A 22,800-nucleotide genomic window follows, 5' to 3' on the forward strand; every position below is an offset into this window, starting at 1 on the left:
CAGGTCTTGGACATACCCCTTGGAGAGCGGGGTGGAGTTGCCTATCTCGTGTGCATGTCCAAGGCGCTTCCTCATCCCGACCCGGAGACCATTGACCTCTCCGCGGTGCTGGACGCGCTGAGGGATCCGATCCGCCGGGCGATTGTGCTGATGGTGGCGGAGAGCGGCGAGAAGCGCTGCTCCTCCTTCCTCCACTGCACGACGAAGACGAACCTCACCTATCACGTCGCCCGACTGCGGGAGGCCGGCGTGGTGCGGGTTCGGGTGGAGGGGCCGGCGCGCGTCGTCTCCCTACGGCGCGCGGAGCTGGATGCGCGGTTTCCCGGCCTGCTGGATGCCGTGCTGAGCGGCGCGCGGCAGGACCCGCCCCTCGCGCGGCTCGTCGAGACCGCCTGACTGTCTGCACACCCCCAAGGGGCGCGCGTTCCGCGCCCGGATGCATGAGATGAACACCCCCTCCCTTTCCGTCGCCGAAGCCGTGAACCTTTCCCCGCGCGAGATCGTCTCCGAGCTGGACCGCTACATCGTGGGCCAGCACGACGCGAAGCGCGCCGTCGCCATCGCGCTGCGCAATCGCTGGCGCCGCCAGCAGCTGCCGGACGGCATGCGCGAGGAGGTGGTGCCGAAGAACATCCTGATGATCGGGCCGACCGGCTGCGGCAAGACCGAGATCGCGCGCCGGCTGGCGCGGCTGGCCAATGCGCCCTTCCTGAAGGTGGAGGCGACGAAGTTCACCGAGGTCGGCTATGTCGGACGCGACGTGGAGCAGATCGTGCGCGACCTGGTGGAGGCCAGCATCGTGCAGCTGCGCGAGGCTGCCCGCGCCGAGGTGCAGGCGAAGGCCGAGCTCAACGCTGAGGAGCGGCTGATCACTGCGCTGGTCGGCGAGGGCGCCAATGGTGAGACGCGCATCAAGTTCCGCAAGATGCTGCGCGACGGCAGCCTCGATACCAAGGAAGTCGAGGTGCAGGTGGCCGAGCAGGCCACGCCGATCGGCGCCATGGACATCCCGGGCATGCCGCCCGGTGCCCAGAACATCCAGGAGATGATGGGCAAGATGTTCGGCGGGCGTACGCGCGCACGGAAGATGACGGTGGCCGAGGCGCGGGGCACGCTGCAGCGCGAGGAGGCGGACAAGCTGCTCGACGGGGAGAAGCTGACGCGCGACGCTGTGCACCATGCCGAGCAGAACGGCATCGTCTTCATCGACGAGATCGACAAGGTCTGCGCGCGCACCGAGAACGGGTTCCGCGGCGGCGACGTGTCCCGTGAAGGCGTGCAGCGCGACCTGCTGCCGCTGATCGAGGGCACGACGGTGAACACGAAGCACGGGCCGGTGAAGACGGACCACATCCTGTTCATCGCGTCGGGCGCCTTCCACATCGCCAAGCCGTCTGACCTGCTGCCGGAGCTGCAGGGGCGCCTGCCGATCCGCGTGGAGCTGAAGGGCCTGACGCGGGACGATTTCCGCCGCATCCTGACGGAGCCGGAGCACGCGCTGACCAGCCAGTACACGGCGCTGATGGGGACAGAGGGCGTCACGCTCGACTTCGCGCCGGATTCCATCGACGCGGTCGCGGAGCTTGCGGCGGATATCAACGACCGCATCGAGAATATCGGCGCGCGGCGTCTGGCGACGGTGCTGGAGCGACTGCTGGAGGAGGTGTCCTTCACGGCGTCCGACCGGCGCGGGGATACGGTGCGGGTGGACGCGGCTTATGTGCGGGAGAAGGTGGCACCGCTGGCGGCGAGCACAGATCTGTCGCGCTTCATTCTCTGAGCGTGCAGTCGGGGAGGGGTCTGCCCTCCCCGTCGTGCGGTTACCCGTTCAGATGTGCGCTGAACTTGGCCATCCAGAAGTTCGGCACTGCATTGCCCGGGCCGGAGCGCATGCGCAGGGTCCAGATAGGTTCCTGCCAGTCGCTGGTCTCGATGATGAAGTTCCAGCCTACGCGACGGTCCTTGCCGTTGTAGATCGGCTCCACCCGCCATTTTCGTACGGTGGAGAAGGGGAGCAGCTTGGTGATCCGGTAGGAGGCGAGGCCGACCATCTCCTCGGCATCGCTGAACAGAAGGGTGGTGTCGCGGCCCTCCAGTCGGTCCTCCATCCCCGGGCATTCTAGTATCAGCGCGTCGACCGCCTTCCGCCGCCCGTCCCGCACGGACCACAGCCGCCAGCCCCACGCACCCAGAAGGGCGATCACGACCAGCACCGCCAGTGTCACCAAGGCCCGGAACCCCCTCGCGCATCCCGGGGCGGGGATAGGGCCATCGGGGAGCGGGAGCAACGACCCGCCCCTTCGAACGTGCTTCGATCGCCATGCAACCCCGCCGCCGGCCGGCCATTTCTTGTGCCATGAGCACAACATCCTCGGCGCGCCCATGAGCACGACCCTTCCTGCCCTGCTGACCCTGCCCGAGGACGCGCAGACCGAGCTGGCCAAGGCCGTCGCCACGCTGGAGGGACCCTCCTTCGCGGCCCGGGCGGCCGCAATCGCCGGCACGCCGGTGGAAGCGCTGAAGGCGCGGCTGCCCGAATCGATCCGCGACCAGGTGGACAGCGCGGTGCGCCGGGCGTTGGAGAAGGCTTGGTCTACGGCCGTCGGCAGCGAGCCGCGCCGGACCCCCTTCGGCATGAACACGGCTTGGTTTCATCGCGGCATCGCCATGGCGAGCGGCGCGGCGGGCGGGGCGCTCGGGCTGCTGGGAACGCTGGCGGAGCTGCCGGTTTCCACCACCATCCTGCTGCGCCAGATCGCAGCCGAGGCGGCCGAGGCCGGCGAGGACCCGAAGGTGGCGGCCACGGCCGCCGAGTGCATGGCCGTCTTTGCCATCGGCAGCCCGACCACCGCAGAGGACGACTTGGCGGAGACGGGTTATTTCGCTGCCCGCATCGCCCTGGCGCAGATGCTGCCGAATGCGGCGTCGGGCCTGGTTTCCGGCCTGCTGCCGGGGTTCCTGGGCGCGATCGCGGCGCGGTTCACGGGGACGGTGGGGCTGAAGCTCTCGGCCCAGGCCGTGCCGATTATCGGGGCAGCGGCGGGGGCGGCGATCAACCTTGCCTTCCTTGAGCACTTCCGTGGCGTGGCGAAGGCGCATTTCACCGTGCGGAAGTTCGAGCGGCTCTATGGGGCGGACCGGGTTCGGGCGGCCTATGACGCGCTTCGGGACGGCAGCACGGGTTAGGGCGCCGCCCCGTGCTTGCCAGAGACTGTGGCGGTGCTGCCATTTAGGACCGGGTGGACATCGTCGGTGGCCACCAGGGCGCGTGTCTAGCCCTGGTTGAGTAAGGAGCGGGCTGCCGAGGTGTGCCCTTTCCGCACGGTGCCAAGCTGCGGCAACTTTGGACGGTCGCGTACGCATTCCGCCTTGGCCGTTCATCCAAACGGAAGGAAGTGGTCATAGGGTCGTTTTGTTTTAGAACAGAACGGACGTGACCCGATGACTTCCACGCAGCTTCTCCGCATCGCCACCCTTGCCATTGGCACCGCCCTGTCGAGCGGCGCCATGGCGGCCTGCACCGATGCCCAGGCCGAGGTGAAGATGACGGAGCTGACCAACCTCATGGGCCCGCTCATGTCCCGCAACGCCGCGCTGACGCAGACCATTGCCGAGCAGATGCAGACCGCGATGCTGCAGCCGACCTCGGACGAGACCTGCGCGACCTATGACCGCCTGATCGCGCGGGCCCGCGCCGGCCGCTAGGCGCCCTTCGGCGAGGGCCGGAACTGCACCCGGGCGTCCTCGACCCGGGGTGCCTGAGCCGGCCCTGTTCAGGCAAGCGGCAGCGCCGCGACCTCCCCCACCACGCGGTTGTTGCTGTCCAGCACCGGCGCCTCGACGGCGCGGGCGAGATCGGCGGCACGGTCGGGCGGCAGGAGGCCGAGGCGGCCGAGCACCGTCGCGAAGACGGCCATTTTACCGCGGGAGGCGCCGTCGAGCAGCTTTACCGCAATGCCCAGGCCTTGCTCCGGCACGAAGCCGAGGACGAATCCCTCTGCGCCTTCCTTCAGCACCACACGGCCTTCGGTGGCGGCGACGATTTTCGAGGTAGGGCGGCCCCGGCCGGAGATGTGGTCGGGGTGCTCGCGCATGGCAGAGAGAAGGCGGCGAATGGCGGCCTCGCGCCGGGGCTCGGTCACGCCCAGGGCGGCGTAGCGGGCGGCGGCGCGGGCGGAGTCGGCCACTGTCATGGCGAGCGCCGGCAGGCCGCAGCCATCGGTGCCCTGGGGCAGTGCGGTGGCGTCGTGCCCGAGCAGTTCGGAGAGGGCGGCGAGCCAGTGGCGCTGGGCGGGGTGGTCGGGGTTTTCATAGCCCTGCGGCGCGCCGAAGGCCTGTGCGGCGGCGAGGAAGCCGCAATGCTTGCCAGAGCAGTTGTGATACGCGCGGCGCTTGCCGCCCGACCGCGCGGCATCGACCAGATCCGCTTCCCCGACCGGGAAGGCGGGGCCGCAGACCAGGGCGGATTCGCCATGGCCCATGCGGGCGAGCCAGGCTTCAACCATTTGCACCTGGAAGGGCTCGGCGCGGTGGGAGGCGCAGGCGAGGGCGAGATGGGCGGAATCGAGCCCATCCGCCGCGCCGCTCTCCACCAGGGAGAGGGCCTGGAAGGGCTTGAGGGAGGAGCGGGGAAAGGTGAGGAGATCCGGGTCGCCCCAGGCGTGCAGGATGCGGCCCTGGGCGTCGGCGACGACAGCGACGCCGTGGTGGATGCTTTCCGTCGTGCCGCCGCGGCGGATTTCGACCAGTGTCTCGGGCATTGCCTGATCTCGCGTTGAGAAGGCTGGGGGGAGGTATCCCCCGGACCCCCTTCTATTTTTGGGATTTAGCGTTGGCGCGCCAGCGATGCCGGCGAGACGAGAACTCGGAGAAGGAGGAAGGAGATGGTCCGGGGGAGTTCATCTTCCCCGGCCGTTGCGGCCCCGCCGCCAGGCCAGCACCGGCAGCCGCGCCAGGAATCCCAGCATCAGCCGCGTGTGCATCCCCGTCAGCAGCAGGTTGTCCCGCCCGTAGCGGAAGTGGGAGACGCCACCCTCCGCCTTGCTCAGGTAGCGCACGGCGGCGGGGATGTTTACGGCCGGCACGCCCGCCCAGGCTAGGCGAACGGCAGCCTCCGCGTCGAAGTCGTAGCGGCGCATCCAGGGATTGCGGCGCATGATCCGGAGCAGGGGAGCAATGGGATAGACGCGGAAGCCGAAAAGGCTGTCGCGGATGGGTTCCCCTGTGCGGGTGCACCAGAGGGTTTCGAGCCCCGCCCACCAGTTGGAGATGCGGCGGCCGCGGACGCGCAGGAGAGGGGCTTCCGCACCGAAGACGGGGGTACCGAGGACCATGGCGGCGGGGTTGTCGGCGGAGGCGACCATGAAGTCGGCGATGCGGTCGGCGGGGTGCTGGCCGTCGGCGTCCATGGTCAGGGCGTGGGTGAAGCCCTGCTGGGCGGCGGCTTCCAGCGCGTCGCGGAGGGCGGCGCCCTTGCCTGAATTCCGTGGGCGCTCGATCAGGCGAAAGCCGGGGTCGGCGATGGCACGGAGCGGTTCGGCGGAGCCGTCGGTGCTGCCATCCACCACCACCCAGACCACGGGCCAGGCGGCGCGCGCGGCGGCGACGGTTTCCGCGAGCTGCGGGCCGGTGTCGTAGCTGGGGATGACGACGAGATGGGTGCGGCTCACCGCGTGCCAGTCCTGACGAAGAGGGGCCTCAAGGGGTTCAACCCGGGGCGCCGAGGGCTGCGACGTGCTGACGGCGCAGCGCTTCGGCGAAGGCCTCGGCGCTGCCGGTGACGGTCACGCACTCCCCCAGTCGGGCGCGGTAGCGGAGCGGGAAGGCGGGGCGGCGCCAGACGGGCCAGCCCTTGCCGAGGTAGCGGGTGTTACTCTCGAGGAAGACGGGCTGGATCGGCGCGCCGGCGCGGCGGGCGATGAGCACGAAGCCGGGGTGGAAGGCGGCGACGCGACCATCGGGGGAGCGCGTGCCCTCGGGGAAGACGAGGAGGTTGGCGCCCCCGCGAAGCTCCGCCGCCGCGCGGCGGATCAGGGGCAGGCCGGAATTGTTGGGGATGTAACCGGCCAGCCGCCCGCCGCCGAGGACCGGGTTCCGCTCCAGCCCCGCCTTCATGATGCAGACGGCATCCGGCAGATGGGAGACGACCAGCATCACGTCCAGCATGGACAGGTGGTTGGGGGCGACGACCAGCCCGCGCGCGGTCCGCAGGGGGGCAAGGGCGGAGAGGTCGAGCCGGACGAGGTCGGCGCGCTCCATCGCGCCGAGCAGGAAGCGGAAGCCTGCCCCAATGGCGCGGCGGCCGAAGGGGCCGCCGATTCGGGGTGGCAGCAGCGCCGAGAGCGGCAGCGCGATCAGTCCCCAGCCGAGGAAGCAGCCGGCGAAAAGGCCGAGCATGCCGTAGAACGCCAGCGCGTCCCGCCAGTCTCCGGCCCGGTCGGGCGGGGGCAGGGGCGGCAGAGGGCCGGGGCCCGGGGCGTCGTGATGCGGCGCTGGCAAGCGGTCTCCCTTCCGGCCTGTCGGTTTGCCGCGTGCGTCCCGGGCCGGTTGCAGGAACGATACCCGGATTTCCGGGCCGGCCCTACCCCTCCAAGGCGAGCACCGCGAAGGAGGCGAGCCAGTGCTCGCCCATGTAGTGGCCGGCGACATGGGGCAGGCCGGCTTCCAGGTGATGGGCGGCTGCCAGTTCCATGGGCGCGCGGCGGGGGTCCTGTGACGGCAGGGTGGCGGCGAGGCGGCGCCAGCACCAGGCACGGGACAGGTTGAGGCCGTCCAGATGGGCGATCTTGCCGTCGGTGCGGTCCGACACCGTGACAGGGGTGAAGAGGGTAGCGGGCTGGCCTTCCGCGATATCGGGCAGGAAGGCGTCGAACCAGGCGGCGAAACCCTCGGGAGGCATCAGGCGGGCCATGCAGGCGGCCTCGATGAGGGTGGAGGAGAGAAAATCGTCGCCGGAGGGTTCGCCCCAGGCAGGGGCCACGCGGTCGGCGCCGTACCAGCGCAGCGCGGTGGCGCGGAGGAGGGGGAGATCGGCCTCCATCGCCTCCGCAGCCATCAGCAGGCCGAAGGCGGTGTTGGGGTGGGTGCCGACGCGGACGGGGTAGGTGGCGAGGGGCAGGAAGTCGCGGAAGCGCTGGGCAAAGGCGTCGGCCAGGGGAGCGAGGCTTTGCGCCCAGGGTTCGGCCTCGTGGTGGGCGAGCTCGGCGGCGAGCGCGAGCAGCCAGCCCCAGCCATAGGGGCGCTCGAAGCCGCGGGTGCCGGGCTGGGCGAGGTAGGTGGTTTCCGCCGCGACGGCTTCGGGGGTGAGGCGGCGTTGGAACAGGGCGCGGATGGCGGGGGCGGGTTCCATCGCGGGGTAGCGGCGCAGCAGGCGGGCCAGCATCCAGTAGGCGTGGACGCAGGAGTGCCAATCATAGCTGCCGAAGAAGACGGGGTGCAGGGTGGCGGGGGTGCGCGCGTCCCCCGGGCCGTTCAGGACGTGGCCGGGTTTGTTGGGGTATTCGCGCTCCACATGGCCGAGGGCGATTGTGGCGAGGCGGGCGGCCAGGGTTTCGTCGAGCCGGGACTGATCGAGCAGGGGCATGTCGGGGTGGGCGGGCATGGGAACAGCCTTGCCGGCCACCCCGGGGCATGGGAAGCCCCCGGCCATGTTGCGCGCCCTGTACGACCGGATCATCGCCCTCTCGGCCCATCGCCGGGCGCCCGCCCTGCTGGGCGCGGTATCCTTCGCCGAGAGCAGCTTCTTCCCGATCCCGCCGGACGCGATGCTGATTCCGATGTGCCTGTCGCGGCCGGAGCAGGCGTATCGCTACGCCACCATCTGCACGATCGCCTCCGTGCTGGGCGGGCTTCTGGGTTATGCGATCGGCGCCTTCCTGTTCGAGGCGGTGGCGCTGCCCGTCCTCTCCGCCTACGGCCATGCCGATGCGCTGGCGACCTTCACCTCCTGGTTCGAGCGCTGGGGGGCGGCGGTGATCCTCATCAAGGGACTGACGCCGATCCCCTACAAGGTGGTGACCATCGCGGCGGGGGCGGCGCATTTCTCGCTGCTGGTGTTCTTCGTCTGCAGCGTGGTCACGCGAGGAGCGCGGTTCTTTCTGCTGGCCTTCCTGCTGCGCAAGTTCGGGCCGCCGGCGCGGGTGTTCATCGAGCGCCGGTTGAACCTGATCGCCGGGGTGACGGCGGTGGCCATCATCGGCGGGTTCGTGGCGCTGCGGTTGCTGGCCTGATACGGCCGGGGAAGAAGGAATTCTCCCCCGGACCCTCTCATCTTTTTCCTCAGGGCTGCCGCGGGGCGGGGCTACGTCCTGCTCAATCGTTGCTGACATCGCCGAAGGGGCCGGTGTTGCCGGCATGGCCCTCGGATTTATTGGCCTCCTTCACAGGCTGTCCGAGCTCGTAGTCCAGTTGGTTGCCGGGCTTCGATGTCTGCTTGCTGAGCGGATTTCCGGTCTGGGCGGTCTGGTTGAGCATTGCGCCGTCCTGCCCCTTTGGGGGTGGAGTTCTTCTTGTCTGCTCTCATTGGTGCTGACCCGTTTGCGGGCACGGTTGGCTCGCGCCGTTCTGTGGTCCGAATACAGGGCGCAAGCGGGGACCTCGCCCGCTGGTGATCCGGGCGGCTGCTATCAGGGGCCTGCCCTGGAGACTACACCCGGCCCCATGCCCTTTCGCCCCTTCGAATCCTTCATCGACCCGATTGCCCCGCCGGGCACCCGGGCCGCGCGGTGGCTGGGCGTGCCGGTACCGGACGGGCCGCCACCGCGGAGCTTGCTGGGCTTCTACTGGCACTTCGCACGCCAGGCGAAGGCGCTGGTGGTGGCGCTTTTCGTTACCGGCTTTGTGGTGGCGGTGCTGGACAGCCTGATCCCGGTCTTCATCGGGCGGGTGGTGGCGCTGCTGGGGCAGCACGCGCCGGACCGGCTGTGGGCGGAGGCCGGGGGCGGGCTGCTGGTGATGGGGCTGGTGCTGCTGGTGCTGCGGCCGGCCTCGATCCTCGCGCAGAACCTGGTGATGAACCAGGGGATCAACCCCGCCTATACCAGCCTCATCCGCTGGCAGGCGCATCGGCTGGTCTCGCGCCAGGGCTGGGGTTTCTTCCAGGAAGACTTCGCGGGGCGCATCGCCAACCGGGTGATGCAGGCGGGGCCGGCGCTGCGGGAATCGGTGGTCCAGGCCGTGACGGCGGTCTGGTACATCGTGGTTTACGGATCGAGCGCGGTGTTCTGGCTTGGCGGCGCGGACTGGCGGCTGACGCTGCCGATCCTGCTGTGGTTCGTCGCCTATGCGGCGCTGCTGCGCTTCGTGGTGCCGCGGATGCGGGACCGGTCCCGCGCGGCCTCCGAGCAGCGGAGCCTGCTGACGGGGCGGATCGTCGATTCCTACACCAACATTCTCTCCATCAAGCTGTTCGCCCGCGCCGAGCGGGAGGATGGCTTTGTGCAGGAGGGGCTGATGGGCCTCACCCGCGCCTTCCAGAACCAGACGCGGCTGGTGACGCTGAACTCGGCCCTGCTCTCCGCGCTCAATGCGGTGCTGCTGGTGGGGATGGCGGCGGTCTCGATCGGGCTGTGGGCGCGGGGGGAGCTGGGGGTGGCGGCGGTGGCGACGGCCCTGCCCATGGCCTGGCAGATCGCCAACATGTCGGGCTGGGTGGCCTTCAACGTGGCCAGCATCTTCGAGAATATCGGCGTGGTGCAGGAGGCGATGGGCAGCCTGGCCGTGCCGCCGACCGAGCCGGACCCGCCGGGGGCAAGGCCGCTGGTGGTGACACGGGGCGCGATCCGGTTCGAGGGAGTGCGCTTCGGCTATGGGCGGCGGGACGCGTCCGTTCTGGACGGGTTCGACCTGGATGTGGCGCCGGGGGAGCGGGTGGGGCTGGTGGGCGTCTCGGGCGCCGGCAAGACCACGGCGGTGAACCTGCTGCTGCGCTTCTTCCACCCGGAGGTCGGGCGCATCACGGTCGACGGGCAGGACATCGCGGGCGTGACGGCCGAGAGCCTGCGCGGCGCGATCGGGATGGTGACGCAGGACACGGCGCTGCTGCACCGCTCCATCCGGGACAACATCCGCTTCGGCCGGCCGGAGGCGACCGATGCCGAGGTGGCGCAGGCTGCGCGACGGGCCTCGGCGGAGGGGTTCATCGAGGCGCTCTCGGACTGGCGGGGGCGGCAGGGGATGGAGGCCCATGCCGGGGAGCGGGGGGTAAAGCTCTCGGGCGGGCAGCGGCAGCGGGTGGCGATCGCGCGGGTGCTGCTGAAGGACGCGCCGATCCTGGTGCTGGACGAGGCGACGAGCGCCCTCGATTCGGAGGTGGAGGCGGCAATCCAGGACCAGCTCTCGACCCTGATGGAGGGGAAGACGGTGATCGCCATCGCCCATCGGCTCTCCACCATCGCCAGCCTGGACCGGCTGGTGGTGCTGGAGGCCGGGCGGGTGGCGGAGAGCGGGACCCATGAGGAGCTGCTGGCGCGGGGCGGGGTCTATGCGCGGCTATGGGCACGGCAGTCCGGTGGCTTCATCGGGGCCTGAGTGGGGGAGGGGCCGGGGAGGCGAACCCCCTTGGCGCCACTTGCACGGACGCAACGGCTTGCGCCGCGACGCGGGAATGGCGCAACAGCGGGCATGAAGCGGGTGTTAAGCAGGTGTTGCGGTGCCGCACGCGCTTGACACCACATGGACGCCAATTTAGGGACCCCCTGCCTTCCGGGGGGTAACCGCGGGGGAGCGAAGTGGAACACCGGGACGGCTTCGACGACCGACTTCGGCAGGCCAGGACCCGTCAGGGCCTGGATCCCAAACCCGCCAAGGGGGAGGGGGGACTGCCGGTGGGACCGTGGGGAATTGGCTTCCGCGCGGGGGTCGAGGTGGTATCGGCGCTTGTCGTGGGCGCGGCGATGGGCTTTGGCCTGGACCGCTGGCTCGGGACCTTCCCTTGGCTCTTCCTCGTCTTCTTCGTGGTGGGTGGCGCCGCGGGGGTGCTGAACATCTATCGCTTGTTCAGTCCCCGGCCCGGCGCCGGACCGTGAATTTCCGCCGGGGTTTGCCCCCGGCCGGGCCAGCAAGGACCGAACTGTGGCCGCCGAAGGCAAGACGATCGACGCGCTGAGCCAGTTCGAGCTGATCCCGGTCCTCGGGCCGATCGGCCGGGCTGTGGGCTTCTCCCAGTCGAACGCGCATATGCTGCTGGCGGTGGGGCTGGTGACGGCGCTGATGCTGGTCGGCATTCGCCGCCGCGCGCTGGTGCCGGGCCGCTTCCAGGCCGCGGCCGAGATGTTCTACGAGTTCATCGAGAACCTCGTGACCGGGCAGGTCGGGCATGAAGGGAAGCGCTACTTCCCCTTCGTCTTCGCGCTGTTCATGTTCGTGCTGTTCGGGAACCTGATCGGCCTGTTCCCCTACGCCTTCACCTACACCAGCCACATCGCGGTCACGCTCGGCCTTGCGGCCACCGTGTTCTTCGTGACGACGATCGTGGCCCTGGTGCTGCACGGGAAGAAGTTCTTCGGCTACTTCTTCCCCGAGGGGGCGCCGCTCTGGCTCGCGCCCATCATCGTGCCGGTGGAGCTGGTGTCCTACCTCTCCCGTCCGGTCAGCCTCTCTGTGCGTCTCTTCGCCAACATGGTGGCGGGGCACGTGCTGCTGAAGGTCTTCGCGACCTTCGTCGTTCTCCTCGGCGGTTTGGGCATGATCGGGCCGGTGGCCGCGCTCCTGCCGCTTTCCGTCAACGTGCTGCTCGTCGGGTTCGAGATCCTGGTGGCCTTCCTGCAGGCCTATGTGTTCGCGATCCTGACCTGCATCTACCTGCACGACGCGGTGCATCTGCACTAAGCCGCGCCGGTAACCGCCTCCACCCTCTCGACCCCAACCTTTCGACAAGGAAGAGCTCTCCGATGAACGATCCTGCCGCCTATCTCGGCGCCTTCAAGGCGCTCGGCGCCGGCATCGCCGTCTTCGCGCTGTTCGGCGTGGGCCTCGCGCTCGGCAACATCTTCTCGACGCTGATCTCGTCGGTGGCCCGCAACCCGTCGGCCCGTGACACCGTGTTCCCGATCGGCATTCTCGGCTTCGCCCTTACGGAAGCCGTCGCGCTCTTCGCGCTGCTCATCGCCTTCCTGATCCTCTTCGCCTGATCGGGTCCGTGGCGCGGCGGGGAGTTGTTCCCCGCCGTCCGCCGCGGAACGGAGACCGCATGATCCGCCTCCTGCACGCCCCGATGCTGTCTGTGGTGGCCCTGGCGCTCCTGCTTTCGCAGGCGCCCGCGTTCGCCCAGCACGTCACCGCGCCTGCCTCCAGCGGAGGGGTGCAAACCAGCGCGCCCTTGCCGGGCCAGCAGGGCGAGAGCGTCGCCGTGCAGGCGGATAGCGACCGCGCCCGCGCGGTGCGTGAGGCGAACCGCACCGCCGCCGAGTACGACCATGCGGCGCAGGCCGCGGCCGATAGCGGCGGCATGCCGCAGCTCGACTTCGGCAACCCCCTGATGATCTCGCAGGTGGTGTGGCTGTTCGTCATCTTCGGGCTGTTCGTTTTCCTCTGCTACCAGTTCCTGCTTCCGCCGGTGGCCGCGGTGCTGGACGACCGCCGGGCCCGCATTGCGGCCGATCTCGACGCGGCACGTGACGCCCGTGCCGAGGCCGATGCCGCCGAGGCCGGGCGCCGCGACAGCACGGCCCGTGCGCGGGCCGAGGCCCAGGCTTCGGTTGCAGCCGCGACCCAGGCCGCCCAGGCCGAGTCCGCCTCTCGCGCCGAGGCGCTGGCCGAGCGGCTGAACAAGCAGATTGCCGAGGCCGAGACCCGGATCGGTGCCGCGCGTGACGCCGCCATGGGGGCCCTGCGCGAGGTGGCGACCGATGCGACCGAGGCCATGGTCCAGCGCCTGTCGGGCGTGACGGACAAGGCCGCGGTGGCCGCTGCCGTGCAGCGCGAGCTGGCGGCCCGCAACCTGACGCCGGCCGGCTGAGAGGGCGCACGCCATGCACCATTACGAGCATTTCTGGCTGGACCCGAAATTCTGGGTCGCCGTCTCCTTCGTCCTGTTCATTGTCCTCCTCGGGGGCATGATCTGGAAGCGGCTGGGCGCCCTGCTGGACGCCCGCGGCAATCAGGTGCGCGCCCAGCTGGCCGAGGCGACGCGGCTGCGTGAAGAGGCCGAGGTGATGCGCAAGCAGGCCGAAGCCGAGCGTGCCCAGGCCGTGCAGGAGGCTGAGGCGATGATTACCCGCGCCCGTGCCGAGGCCGATCGCGTGGCCGCTGCCGCCTCTGCCGAGGCCGAGGCGGGCGCTGCCCGCCGCGAGCGGATGGCGATGGACCGGATTGCCGCTGCCGAGGCCAGTGCACTCGCCGAGGTGCGCCAGGCTGCTGCCGAGATCGCCGCGGCTGCCGCGAGCACCGTGATCGCGGAGCGGCTGACGCCGGAGGCCGATGCCGCCATGATCGACCGGGCCGTGGCCGACCTGCCGCGAGTTCTCCGCGCCGCCTGATTTGGGTCAGCACCAGTTCGAATGTTTCACGGGGGCCCTTTGGCCCCCGTTTTCATTTCTGCGTCATCCGCCTAGCCTTCCCGAAGATTCCAAGCGGGAGATCCGGGATGCGACGACTTTTGATGGCAGGCGCTGCGGCGCTGATGCTAGGCGCGGGCTTTGCCGGCCCTGGAACCGGGGCCGCCGAGGCCGCCACCTTCCGCTGGGCCAATGACGGCGACGTCAACTCTATGGACCCCTACGCGCGGAACGAGACTTTCCTTCTCACCTTCACGCAGAACATCTACGAGCCGCTGGTCCGCCGGAACCGTGAGCTGAAGGTCGAGCCCGCGCTCGCCACCTCCTGGACGCAGCCCTCCCCGACCGTGTGGCGCCTCAATCTGCGCCAGGGCGTGAAGTTCCATGACGGCTCGCCCTTCACTGCCGATGACGTGCTGTTCAGCGCGCAACGTGTGCGGGCGCAGGGGTCCAACCTCACCTCCGTGCTGTCCTCGGTGAAGGACATCCGCAAGATCGACGACTTCACCGTCGAGTTCGAGACGCATGCGCCCGACCCGATCTTCCTCGAGGAGATCACCACCTGGGCGATGATGTCCCGCCGCTGGGCGGAAGCGAATAACGCCACCCAGGCGGTGGACCTGACAACCGGCCAGGAGAACTTCGCCACCCGCAATGCGAACGGCACCGGCCCTTTCGTGCTGGCCAGCCGCGAGCCTGACCGCCGCACGGTGCTGCGCCCGAACCCGAACTGGTGGGACAAGCCGGAGCACAACCTGGACGAGGTGGTGTTCAACGTCATCGGCAATGACGCGACGCGGGTCGCCGCCCTGCTCTCGGGCGAGGTGGACATGATCTACACCGTGCCGCCGCAGGACACGGAGCGCCTGAGCCGCGCGGGCAATGTGCGCATCCATCAGCAGGCCGAGCTGCGCACGGTGTTCCTGGGCATGGATCAGGCGCGAGACGAGCTGCTGAAGTCCGACGTGAAGGGCAAGAACCCCTTCCGCGATGTGCGCGTGCGCCGCGCCATGCAGCAGGCAATCGACCTCGAGGCCATTCGCACGCGCATCATGCGTGGCCAGTCGCGGCCCACCAGCATGATGATCGGGCCGGGCGTGAACGGCTTTGTCGAGGCGGAGGACCGCGTCGTGCGGCCGAACCTGGACGCTGCGCGCCGGCTGCTGACGGAGGCCGGTTATCCGAACGGCTTCGGCGTAACGATGGACTGCCCGAACGACCGCTACGTCAATGACGAGGCGATCTGCACGGCGGTGGTTTCCATGCTCGCGCGTGTCGGCGTGCGCGTGACGCTGAACGCCCAGACCCGCGCGCGCTACTTCGCCGAGATCCTGGCGCCGCGGTACAACACGAGCTTCTACATGCTGGGTTGGACGCCGACGACCTATGACGCGCACAATACGCTGTACAACATCATGAGCACCCGCGGCGGTGCGCGCGGCGTGTTCAACTCCGGCGGCTGGAGCAATGCGCGCTTCGACGAGCTGACTGGCCAGATCGCGGTGGAGACGGACCCGGCGAAGCGCCAGCAGCTGATCAACGAGGCGATGCGGCTGCATGCCGATGAGGTGGGCCACATCCCGCTGCATCAGCAGGTCGTGGTCTGGGCGGCGCGGAACAACATCACGCTGCAGCAGATGGCGGATAACTACTTTCCGCTACGCTACGTCCGCGTGGGCCAGTAAGCCCGGCGCGAATGCGGGAGGGGCCTCCGGCAGTGCTGCCGAGGGCCCTTGCCTGACGAGGTTCCGTTCTTGCCTCCTGGAGAGGGTGCTGCCCTCTCCAGGCCTCACCCGGCAGGGGCCTAGGCCCCTGGACCCCTTTGCGGCTGCCGCGGAGAGGGACGTGTTCTGGGGCGCTTCTGTGGAGGTTACGGCTTCTCAATCGCTTCGGCCTATGGCCCCAAGACGCACCGCCAACGAAGCATTCCCAACCGATAGAAAAAGATAATGGTGAGGGGCCCGGGGGGGGAGGAGTTCCTTCCTCCTCCCCCCGGTGCAGAGAGCGCTACAGCAGCTCGAGCTGCCGCGCCTGAACGCCCGGCACGGCGAATTGCGAGCAGTCCAGTCGGCCGTTCTCGCGCGCCTTGTCGAAGCCTAGGCGCTTCGTCGCCATGGCGAAGCGGCGGGCCAGCATGTCGGCATAGGGGCCGGTGCCGGTTTGGCGGATGCCGAACCGGGAGTCGTAGCTCTTGCCGCCGCGGGTTTCGCGGACGAGGGCGAGGACGCGGGCGGCGCGGTCCGGCATATGGGCGTTCAGCCAGTCCTCGAACATCTCGCGGATCTCGAGCGGCAGGCGCAGCAGGACGTAGCCGGCCGCACGGGCGCCATGGGCGTGGGCGGCTTCCAGCACCTTCTCCATCTCCGCGTCGGTGACGCCGGGGATGACGGGGGCCACCAGCACTCCGACGGGTATACCGGCGCGAGACAGCTCGTGCATGGCGGCGAGGCGGCGCAGCGGAGTGGCCGCGCGTGGCTCCATGATGCGGGCCAGGCGGGTGTCCAGCGTGGTGACGGAGATGCAGACCTGGACGAGGTTGCGCTGGGCCATGCGCGTCAGGATGTCGAGATCCCGCAGCACGCCGGCGGACTTGGTGACGATGGTGACGGGGTGGTTGTAGCGCTCCAGCACCTCCAGCACCTGGCGGGTCAGGCGCAGGGTGCGCTCGACGGGCTGGTAGGGATCCGTGTTGGAACCGAGGGCGATCGGGCGCGGCACGTAGCCGGGCTTGCTGATCTCCTTCTCCAGCAGGCTCGCCACCTCCGGCTTGAAGTGCAGGCGGGATTCGAAATCGAGGCCGGGGGAGAGGCCGATCCAGGCATGTGTCGGGCGGGCGTAGCAGTAGATGCAGCCGTGCTCGCAGCCCTTGTACGGGTTCACCGCGCGATCGAAGCCGAGATCGGGGCTGTCATTCCAGGCGAGAGCGGAGCGGGCGTTGTCGCGCGTCAGGGAGGTGGCGAGCGGGGGCAGGTCGGCCATGGCCTCGGCCAGGGTGCTCCAGCCGTCGTCGAACGGGTCCGCGCGGCGGCTCTCATACCGGTTGGCAGGGTTGGACACGGCACCGCGCCCGCGCCGGAGGCCGGGCAGGGTCGATCCACGGTTCAGCAGAGGGCTGCCCAGGCTGCCGTCCGGCATTATCGCCTCCGATCAAGTTCACCTTGTGTTCCAACAGATTTGGGCATTCGGACCCGGGTAGGTCAAGAACATTAAGAGAACGTAAGCGTGAAAAAAGGTGCCGCGCGGGTGTTCCGCGCGGCACCTATCAGGCCTGATGGCTGGGCCTCAGCGCCAGACGATGTCGGTGCGGTTGCAGGTCTCGACGCCGCGTCGCTCCATGGCGGCACCATTGCCGTAGACGACGCGGATGTCGGTCCCGCAGCCCCGTCCGCCCGGGAGATCCACCCAAAGGGACTGGCCGGGCGCCATGACGTTGCTGCCCAGGCGGTCATTGCCCCAACTGCTCTGTGAGGCCGGGGAGACATAGAGTTCCCGGATCGTCTGGCCGGAGCGGTTCACGAAATTGAAGGACGGATTGCCGCCGCGGGGAACGGCAACGGAGGCGCCCGGGCCGCCGCTGATCGAGGCACCCGGACCGCCGGCTACCGCGCCGCCGCCACCACTCCCGAAGGCAATCGTGCTGATATTGCAGGCGTTCAGCGCCATCCGCGTCTCCTCCCGCCCGCTGGCGTAACGGACGCGGACATCGAGCACGCAATCGCCGAAGCTGGGGGTGACGAAGACGCGGTTGCCGGAGGGGAGCACGCCGTTGCCCAGGATGTCCGGCCCCCATTCGGAGAGGCGGGAGGGCGAGACATTCGCGTTCTGGATCGTGTCGCCGGCGTTGTTGACCAGCCAGAAGCGGTTCTGCGCCACGGCAGGGCTGGCAGCCAAGCTGGCCAGAAGGGCCAGGGTGGCAATCAAGGCACGCATCAATCGGTTCCTCTCTCCCGGATTCGTTGCGGGAGGCAATCACACCCGCCCCGAAGCAGGAAGGGCGGCGCACCACAGAAATGCCACAGTTGAGCGCAGGGCAGGCAAAATCGCGTATGCGGCGCTGGCATCTCACGGGCAGGTGATCCTACGCTGCATCGCATGATGCCGTCCGAGGCCCCCCTCCGGTCCCCCACTCCGTCCGAGCCTCTGGCTCCCAGGCGCAGGGCGTGGTGCGGCGGGCGGGCCGCGCTTCTGGCGGCGGCGCTGCTTGCGGGCTGTGCCGCTGGTGAGGCCGGGATCGCCGGCTCAACCCCGGCGGATGAGCCGCAGCGCTTGGCCCAGGGAGGGCCTGCGCGCCCGGGGCAGGGGGTTGGCGCGTCGCGTCGCGCCTCTCCGTCCGCGGTTGCCAGCGCTCCGGTAATCGGGCCGGACGGCGCGTTCGGGCCCTATCTGGCCGGTCGGCTGGCGGCGAATGAGAGCGATTCCGCAGTGGCCGCGGAGGCGCTTCTCTCGGCCCTGGCCGTGGAGCCGGACGAGCCGGAGATCCTCACCCGCGCCTTCAACGCCGCCGTGATGGATGGCCGCCCCGAGGCGATGCGCTTGGCGCGCCGGTTACCCGAGAGCCAGCTCGCGGGCCTGCTGCTCGCCGGGTCCGATGCCCAGGCCGGGCGGTGGGAGCGGGCGGAGGCGCGCATTCGCGCCCTGCCGCGGCAGGGCAGCGCGCAGATCCTGCAGCCGCTGCTGCTGGCCTGGACGCAGGCCGGGCGCGGCAACATCGACGCCGCATTGGCAACGCTCCGCCCCTATACCGAGGGCGGGCAGCTTCGTGGCGTGGCGGCACTGCACGCCGCGATGATCGCCGACCAGGCCAGCCGAATGCGGGAGGCCGAGCGCTTCATCCGCGTCGCGGTGGCAGAGGCGGAGGAGCCGAACATGCGGCTCGCCACCATCGCCGCCGGCATCCTGGCGCGGGCAGGGCGGGAGGCGGACGGGGCGCGACTGTTCGATGCTATGGCGGTGGGGTCCGACGACATCGCGTTGACGGCGGGCCCGGAGGCGCGCCGGGTGGCGCTTTCCAGCCGCGCGGTGGCGTCGCCCACCGAAGGCATGGCGGAGGCGCAGGTTGCGCTGGGTGCCGCGTTGCGGCGCCAGGGGTCGCCGGAGCTGGCGCTGATCCTGTCCCGACTGGCGCTGCGGCTGCGGCCGGGCTTTGCGCCCGCGCAGATCCTGACCGCCGAAAGCATGGCCGACGAACGCCATGTGGAGGCTGCGCTGGGCGTGCTGGGTGCGATCCCGGCGGACGATCTGATGGCGCCGCTGGCGGCGCTGCGCCGGGCGGCGATGCTGGGACGGCTTGGACGTGGCGACGAGGCGGTGGCGGTGCTGCGGCAGGTGGCCGAGGCCTATCCGGGGGCGCCGCAGCCCGCCGTGGCTCTGGGCGACGTCCTGCGCGGGCAGGGACGCCCGGCGGAGGCCGCCGAAGCCTATGGTTCCGCGATCGGCCGGCTGGGCCAGCCCGCCTCGGCCGATTGGCCGCTGTTCCAGGCCCGCGCCATGGCGCGGGAGCGGGCGGGGGACTGGGCGGGGGCGGAGGCGGATCTGCGCCAGGCGCTGGCGCTCTCGCCCGAGCAGCCCTCGATCCTGAACCACCTGGCCTATGCCTGGGTGGAGCGCGGGGAGCGGCTGGACGAGGCGCGGGCGATGCTCGAGCGCGCGGTGGTGGCCCGGCCGGCGGATGGCAACATCGCCGACAGCCTGGGCTGGGCGCTGTTCCGCCTGGGCGATCTCAAGGGCGCGATCAGCTGGCTGGAGAAGGCGGCGGAGCTGGAATCGCGCAACGCCACCATCAACGACCATCTGGGTGATGCGTACTGGGCCGCGGGGCGGCAGGCCGAGGCGCGCTTCCAGTGGCGCCGCGCGCTGGGCCTGGAGCCGGAGCCGGGCGAGACGGGGCGGATCGAGGCGAAGATGCGCGACGGGTTGCCTTCCGCCACTGCGGCGCTGCGCTGAGATGGGTTTGACGATGGCTGATGCGTCCGTGGCTGCGCCTGGGCTGGTGGAGGCCGCGCGGGCCAAGGTGAACCTGCACTTGCATGTCACCGGGCGGCGGGCGGATGGCTATCATCTGCTGGACAGCCTGGTGGTGTTCGCGGAAGCGGCGGATTCGGTGACGGTCGCGCCCGCCCCGGCGCTGTCCCTCTCGCTGGAAGGGCCGGAGGCGGGGGCGCTGGTGGCGGAGGCGGACAACCTGGTGTTGCGGGCGGCGCGGCTGCTGGCGGAAGCGGCGGGCCGGCCGCTGCCAGGGGCCGCGCTGATGCTGGAGAAGCGGCTTCCCGTGGCGTCCGGCATCGGTGGCGGATCGGCGGATGCGGCGGCCGCGTTGCGGGCCCTGGACCGCTTCTGGGGGCTGGGGATGGCGACCGCGCGGCTGGAGGCGCTTGCGCTGCGGCTGGGGGCCGATGTGCCGGTATGCCTGGCGTCCCGCCCCGCGCGAATGGCGGGGGTGGGGGAGGCGCTGACGGCGGCGCCTGGCCTACCCGCCTTCGGGATGGTGCTGGCCAATCCGCGCGTGTCCCTGTCCACTCCGCGGATCTTTGCTGCGCGGACGGGAGAGTTCTCCCCGCCCGCCTCCTTGCCGGACGGCTGGGCGGATGCGGTGGCGATGGTTGCGACCCTCCAGGCGCTGCGGAATGACCTGGAGCCGCCGGCGGTGTCCCTGTGCCCGCCGATCGCCGAGGTGCTGGCGGCGTTGCGGGCGCTGCCCGGGGCCCTGCTGGCGCGGATGAGCGGATCGGGGGCGACCTGTTTCGCCGTGTTCGGTGATGCAGAGACGGCGGAGCGGGCGGCAGAGGCGCTGCCGGTGGCCTGGTGGCGGTGGGGCGGGGGCGTGCGCGCCGCCGCGTGATGACGGTGGGGCTTTACGCGGAGCGCCAGGGGAGACATGTTCCGGCCGCTTCCGGTGTCTGGTTCCGGTGGGGCGTAGCCAAGCGGTAAGGCAGCGGTTTTTGGTACCGCCATTCCCAGGTTCGAATCCTGGCGCCCCAGCCAGCGGAGCGGAATTTTCTTACATTTCGGTGTCTTGCGCTGACGATCCAGCCTCTGGAGGCGGTTCGGTGGTCCATGGGACACATCGATGTCACACAAGAGCGTCACACAACGAAGCACCCGGCCCGGCGTCGGTCGCGGGGGCGCATCACCCACCTGGTCCTGCGGGGAGGCCGCTGGGTGTGGTATCGGCGGCTACCGGTGCGGGTACTGCGGCACTTCGGACTTGCCGGTTCTGCGTGCGGTTTTTCGGACCTCCGGATAGCCCTTGGTACGGGCGACAGGCGGACGCTGGGGGCGGCACTCGGGGCGTTTCGCCGTCGCGCCATTATTTGGAGCGAGGCTGAACGGGTGGCACGTCCCGCGGGGGTGAGCGGAGCCGATGCTCGGTGACGGAATGGTCGCTTCCACCAGATCTCGGCCCGGACCTCTGCGCCTTCGTCGAGCGGCCAGGTGCCGTTGGCCAGCCTTTAACCTTTAACCTGTTGGCCCGGCTGACGGAGGCACTTACGCCTGGCACGAACACAGGGGGTAAGCCCTATGGCGCGCTGGCCGCGGAACTCGCCGCGGCCATGGCCGGGGAGAAGGGAACGAGCCCCGTGAGGGCCAGCCTGCTCGGTGAGCGCGAGAGGCGCACGGGGGTCGCCGAGGGACGGGCTTGGTTCATCGAGCGCGCGATGCTGGCCAACGACACCGACCTTGCGCAGGAGCAACTCGAGCGGTTCGAGGTCGAGGAGGCCATGACCTTCGAGCCGTCCGCACGGCGTGAGCGCGGCGAGTACTCTGTTCTCGGCATAGGCCCAGTGCTGGCGATGGCCCTGCAGCGCTCAGGCGCCCCAACTGCGCCTACTCCGGAAAGCCTATCCGCAACTGGCTCAACGGCTACGGCCTGAGGGCGAGGAGCGGTTCTGCACTGTCCGTTGTGAGGTGGCGTGGGCGCAGAAGGATGAGCGAGCATTGAGGGTGGCAAACGCTGAAATAACTGGCGCAGCGAACCGAAAATAGGCCGGCTAAGCGACCGCTGTCGTCAGCGGTCGCTTACAGTACGCTAGTTGTGGCTAGGCAACCTTCCGCTTCCGGATTTGAGCACCAGCCAAGCCGAGCAACCCGGCACCCAAAAGGGCCATGGTCGCCGGCTCGGGTACGGGAGTGACTGAGCTCACAATACCGCCGAAGCGGCACTCGCCCATGTCGTAGCAGGAGCCGATGCCTGAAGCCGAGAAGTTCCAGAGAACGTAGCTCCTCTGAACGCTGCGTCAAATTGCACCTCCGAATTGCTTCCATCTCCATGAAAGAATTCGACACCGCCGCTCGGCAGCTGGCCAGGTGCAGCATGCAGACTCAGCGATGCACGGAAGAGTTCGTTGGTCGCAAGCGAACCTTGGAAATACTTGGAATCGCCGCCGTAGCTGAAGCGATTGATGTGAATGGCGCCGCCCTCGGGATAGCTGTTGCTATAGGTCATAAAGAACGAGAAGCCGAGCAGGACCGCATTAGTCGCTGCACCCGTTCTGGTCTGGATATAGCGATGGGTACTCTCGTCCCAGAAGGGCTCTGACAGCCTGTAAGATATACTCAGCCCCTGCGTCTGCCAGAGATGTGTGCGGAGCGTCAGGCTGCCGCTGAAGGTGATGAGTTTCGTCGGCTCATCGATCGACGAGTAAGTCTGGCTGTACTTGACTATTGTGTTGTAGCCGATCGGGCCGGCCTGAGCCGCTGCTCCGAGGCTGAGCGTCATGGCGATAGCTGCCAGGATAGTCTTAACACGCACGAACTTAGTCTCCCCCACGAGTAAGGGTGAGCGTTGAGCAATCAGTGTGCCGCAAGATAGAACATTTTTATTCAAAGACGATGAGGCCGGGCGAGTCCAATTCGTAAATAATCCCGACGTTCACGCCCGTAAGTGGTGAATGACAGACATGGTCCAAGGCCAGTATTCACCCCCGCTCGTTCCGGAGGTAAGTCCTCCTCACCACCCCTGCTTAGCCGACCCGCCCTAACCGGCGAGGCCCGCTCGCGTTTGGGCCCGCCGCTAACCCTATCGAACCAACTCCCACCCTCGCTCCGCCAAGTTCGCCGGACAGGCGAGGGACGAGGTGCCGCGGTACAGAGCCGATATCCCTGAGCCGTCAGCCGGAACCGCGCACTGGCCGAGGAAGCCAGTCGCGGGATCTCGGACGGCGACCATCTGGGTTTCGACACAGCCTCCGAGAACGAGGGCGACCAGGGCGATGAGGATAGGCTTCATTCCGGGACGATAGCAGGGCTTGGCGGCGACGCCACAGAGGTCCAATCCCGAAATCACCCCTGAATGGAAAGGTTGGCTGAA

At 69.4% G+C, this 22,800-nt stretch carries 24 protein-coding genes, 1 tRNA gene and 1 pseudogene; 16 read left to right on the plus strand and 10 right to left on the minus strand.

Going from position 1 to position 22,800, the window contains the following annotated elements; all coding sequences use genetic code 11:
- Nucleotides 1–54: 54 nt before the first annotated feature.
- Together ACVBD7_RS20580 and hslU are read left to right on the plus strand one after the other, a co-directional pair.
- The gene (locus ACVBD7_RS20580) at nucleotides 55–396 is read left to right on the plus strand and encodes an ArsR/SmtB family transcription factor (RefSeq protein WP_458095109.1); all 342 of its coding nucleotides are present in this window, start codon (nucleotides 55–57) and stop codon (nucleotides 394–396) included.
- 49 nt (nucleotides 397–445) lie between these two features.
- Nucleotides 446–1,780: an ATP-dependent protease ATPase subunit HslU gene (hslU, locus tag ACVBD7_RS20585; RefSeq protein ID WP_458095110.1), complete on the plus strand. Its 1,335-nt coding sequence runs from the start codon at nucleotides 446–448 to the stop codon at nucleotides 1,778–1,780.
- A 40-nt stretch (nucleotides 1,781–1,820) separates the two neighbouring features.
- Here the strand turns inward: hslU and ACVBD7_RS20590 are convergent, their stop codons facing one another.
- The gene (locus ACVBD7_RS20590) at nucleotides 1,821–2,225 is read right to left on the minus strand and encodes a hypothetical protein (protein ID WP_458095111.1); all 405 of its coding nucleotides are present in this window, start codon (nucleotides 2,223–2,225) and stop codon (nucleotides 1,821–1,823) included.
- 157 nt (nucleotides 2,226–2,382) lie between these two features.
- On the opposite strand from ACVBD7_RS20590, the gene ACVBD7_RS20595 reads away from it, so the two are divergent.
- Together ACVBD7_RS20595 and ACVBD7_RS20600 are read left to right on the plus strand one after the other, a co-directional pair.
- Nucleotides 2,383–3,186, plus strand: coding sequence for an EcsC family protein (locus tag ACVBD7_RS20595; protein ID WP_458095112.1), 804 nt, complete (start codon nucleotides 2,383–2,385; stop codon nucleotides 3,184–3,186).
- 255 nt (nucleotides 3,187–3,441) lie between these two features.
- Nucleotides 3,442–3,705, plus strand: coding sequence for a hypothetical protein (locus ACVBD7_RS20600; protein WP_458095113.1), 264 nt, complete (start codon nucleotides 3,442–3,444; stop codon nucleotides 3,703–3,705).
- Between the two features lie 68 nt (nucleotides 3,706–3,773).
- On the opposite strand, the gene ACVBD7_RS20605 is transcribed toward ACVBD7_RS20600, so the two are convergent.
- From ACVBD7_RS20605 to ACVBD7_RS20620, 4 genes are all read right to left on the minus strand, one after another.
- On the minus strand, nucleotides 3,774–4,760 hold the full coding sequence (locus ACVBD7_RS20605) for an asparaginase (RefSeq protein WP_458095114.1): 987 nt from the start codon (nucleotides 4,758–4,760) through the stop codon (nucleotides 3,774–3,776).
- A 138-nt stretch (nucleotides 4,761–4,898) separates the two neighbouring features.
- Complete coding sequence (locus tag ACVBD7_RS20610; protein WP_458095115.1) at nucleotides 4,899–5,669, minus strand: glycosyltransferase family 2 protein; 771 nt, start codon at nucleotides 5,667–5,669, stop codon at nucleotides 4,899–4,901.
- Between the two features lie 37 nt (nucleotides 5,670–5,706).
- The gene (locus ACVBD7_RS20615) at nucleotides 5,707–6,498 is read right to left on the minus strand and encodes a lysophospholipid acyltransferase family protein (RefSeq protein WP_458095116.1); all 792 of its coding nucleotides are present in this window, start codon (nucleotides 6,496–6,498) and stop codon (nucleotides 5,707–5,709) included.
- An 82-nt stretch (nucleotides 6,499–6,580) separates the two neighbouring features.
- Nucleotides 6,581–7,600 (minus strand): DUF2891 domain-containing protein, encoded by a 1,020-nt coding sequence (locus tag ACVBD7_RS20620; protein ID WP_458095117.1) that lies wholly within the window; start codon nucleotides 7,598–7,600, stop codon nucleotides 6,581–6,583.
- Nucleotides 7,601–7,646: 46 nt separating this feature from the next.
- On the opposite strand from ACVBD7_RS20620, the gene ACVBD7_RS20625 reads away from it, so the two are divergent.
- Nucleotides 7,647–8,228, plus strand: a complete 582-nt coding sequence (locus tag ACVBD7_RS20625) for a YqaA family protein (RefSeq protein ID WP_458095118.1) — start codon at nucleotides 7,647–7,649, stop codon at nucleotides 8,226–8,228.
- Nucleotides 8,229–8,310: 82 nt separating this feature from the next.
- Here the strand turns inward: ACVBD7_RS20625 and ACVBD7_RS20630 are convergent, their stop codons facing one another.
- Nucleotides 8,311–8,472: a hypothetical protein gene (locus tag ACVBD7_RS20630; RefSeq protein ID WP_458095119.1), complete on the minus strand. Its 162-nt coding sequence runs from the start codon at nucleotides 8,470–8,472 to the stop codon at nucleotides 8,311–8,313.
- A 186-nt stretch (nucleotides 8,473–8,658) separates the two neighbouring features.
- Here ACVBD7_RS20630 and ACVBD7_RS20635 point away from each other — a divergent pair, with 186 nt between their 5' ends.
- The 7 genes from ACVBD7_RS20635 to ACVBD7_RS20665 all read left to right on the plus strand — a co-directional run bounded on the left by ACVBD7_RS20635 (nucleotide 8,659) and on the right by ACVBD7_RS20665 (nucleotide 15,178).
- A complete protein-coding gene (locus ACVBD7_RS20635) occupies nucleotides 8,659–10,527 on the plus strand; it encodes an ABC transporter ATP-binding protein (protein WP_458095120.1) in 1,869 nt (622 codons plus the stop codon).
- A gap of 296 nt (nucleotides 10,528–10,823) precedes the next feature.
- Nucleotides 10,824–11,024 carry an AtpZ/AtpI family protein gene (locus ACVBD7_RS20640; RefSeq protein WP_458095121.1) on the plus strand — a complete coding sequence of 67 codons (201 nt, stop codon included), beginning with the start codon at nucleotides 10,824–10,826 and terminating at the stop codon, nucleotides 11,022–11,024.
- A gap of 46 nt (nucleotides 11,025–11,070) precedes the next feature.
- The gene (locus ACVBD7_RS20645) at nucleotides 11,071–11,826 is read left to right on the plus strand and encodes a F0F1 ATP synthase subunit A (protein ID WP_458095122.1); all 756 of its coding nucleotides are present in this window, start codon (nucleotides 11,071–11,073) and stop codon (nucleotides 11,824–11,826) included.
- Between the two features lie 62 nt (nucleotides 11,827–11,888).
- A complete protein-coding gene (locus ACVBD7_RS20650; RefSeq protein ID WP_073134617.1) occupies nucleotides 11,889–12,128 on the plus strand; it encodes an ATP synthase subunit C family protein in 240 nt (79 codons plus the stop codon).
- A gap of 59 nt (nucleotides 12,129–12,187) precedes the next feature.
- On the plus strand, nucleotides 12,188–12,955 hold the full coding sequence (locus ACVBD7_RS20655) for a F0F1 ATP synthase subunit B family protein (RefSeq protein ID WP_458095123.1): 768 nt from the start codon (nucleotides 12,188–12,190) through the stop codon (nucleotides 12,953–12,955).
- Between the two features lie 13 nt (nucleotides 12,956–12,968).
- Entirely contained in the window at nucleotides 12,969–13,475 is a 507-nt protein-coding gene (locus ACVBD7_RS20660) for a F0F1 ATP synthase subunit B family protein (protein ID WP_458095124.1), read from the plus strand.
- A gap of 107 nt (nucleotides 13,476–13,582) precedes the next feature.
- Entirely contained in the window at nucleotides 13,583–15,178 is a 1,596-nt protein-coding gene (locus ACVBD7_RS20665) for an ABC transporter substrate-binding protein (RefSeq protein ID WP_458095125.1), read from the plus strand.
- A gap of 322 nt (nucleotides 15,179–15,500) precedes the next feature.
- On the opposite strand, the gene ACVBD7_RS20670 is transcribed toward ACVBD7_RS20665, so the two are convergent.
- Entirely contained in the window at nucleotides 15,501–16,628 is a 1,128-nt protein-coding gene (locus tag ACVBD7_RS20670) for a PA0069 family radical SAM protein (protein ID WP_458095126.1), read from the minus strand.
- A gap of 147 nt (nucleotides 16,629–16,775) precedes the next feature.
- On the minus strand, nucleotides 16,776–17,423 hold the full coding sequence (locus tag ACVBD7_RS20675) for a Tat pathway signal protein (RefSeq protein WP_458095127.1): 648 nt from the start codon (nucleotides 17,421–17,423) through the stop codon (nucleotides 16,776–16,778).
- A 336-nt stretch (nucleotides 17,424–17,759) separates the two neighbouring features.
- On the opposite strand from ACVBD7_RS20675, the gene ACVBD7_RS20680 reads away from it, so the two are divergent.
- From ACVBD7_RS20680 to ACVBD7_RS20695, 4 genes are all read left to right on the plus strand, one after another.
- Entirely contained in the window at nucleotides 17,760–19,436 is a 1,677-nt protein-coding gene (locus tag ACVBD7_RS20680; protein ID WP_458095128.1) for a tetratricopeptide repeat protein, read from the plus strand.
- A 13-nt stretch (nucleotides 19,437–19,449) separates the two neighbouring features.
- A complete protein-coding gene (locus ACVBD7_RS20685) occupies nucleotides 19,450–20,331 on the plus strand; it encodes a 4-(cytidine 5'-diphospho)-2-C-methyl-D-erythritol kinase (RefSeq protein ID WP_458095129.1) in 882 nt (293 codons plus the stop codon).
- A 68-nt stretch (nucleotides 20,332–20,399) separates the two neighbouring features.
- Nucleotides 20,400–20,474, plus strand: a tRNA-Gln gene (locus ACVBD7_RS20690).
- A 386-nt stretch (nucleotides 20,475–20,860) separates the two neighbouring features.
- The gene (locus ACVBD7_RS20695) at nucleotides 20,861–21,364 is read left to right on the plus strand and encodes a hypothetical protein (RefSeq protein ID WP_458095130.1); all 504 of its coding nucleotides are present in this window, start codon (nucleotides 20,861–20,863) and stop codon (nucleotides 21,362–21,364) included.
- Nucleotides 21,365–21,529: 165 nt separating this feature from the next.
- Here ACVBD7_RS20695 and ACVBD7_RS20700 read toward each other — a convergent pair.
- A pseudogene (locus ACVBD7_RS20700) lies at nucleotides 21,530–21,634 on the minus strand (PEP-CTERM sorting domain-containing protein); the annotation flags it as partial.
- Nucleotides 21,631–22,209, minus strand: a complete 579-nt coding sequence (locus tag ACVBD7_RS20705) for a hypothetical protein (protein WP_458095131.1) — start codon at nucleotides 22,207–22,209, stop codon at nucleotides 21,631–21,633. The gene ACVBD7_RS20705 and the pseudogene ACVBD7_RS20700, both read right to left, overlap by 4 nt.
- Nucleotides 22,210–22,800 lie beyond the last annotated feature (591 nt).

The organism is Roseomonas sp. WA12 (assembly GCF_054165765.1).